The following is a 360-nucleotide window of genomic DNA, read 5'->3' on the forward strand; positions in this document are numbered from 1 at the left end:
GCGCAATCTCGACTTCCTATAAGCAAAAGTAATGGCAAAGAGATGCTTTTGCATCCACTTAAGAAATCAATTTCAGACAGCTCATGGTAATAATTTATATCATTCCACAGTTGCGCCGGTATTATCTGCATCCAGCTCTAACAGTGTAAATGCTTCACATCCGTCCAGGCCTTCCAGCGTTTCCATCCCGGCACGCAGCCCGGCATAAAAGCGCTCAGCCTCCGCGCGCTCGGCCACCGCCATCACGGTGGAACCGGCACCCGATACATACACGGCCTTTGCCCCGCACTGCTTTGCCAGCGCGAACACCTCCCGGGAACCGGGCATCCGGGGCATCCGGTAGGGCTGGTGGAGCGTCTC

The 360-nt window shown here is 55.3% G+C and carries 1 pseudogene; it reads right to left on the reverse strand.

What is annotated here, in order from left to right:
• Positions 1-99: 99 nt before the first annotated feature.
• Positions 100-360, reverse strand: a pseudogene (locus tag P0G09_RS16035) (homoserine kinase); the annotation flags it as partial.

This window comes from Faecalibacterium sp. DFI.5.82 (genome assembly GCF_029076575.1).
Classification (GTDB): Bacteria; Bacillota; Clostridia; order Oscillospirales; family Ruminococcaceae; genus Faecalibacterium; species Faecalibacterium duncaniae.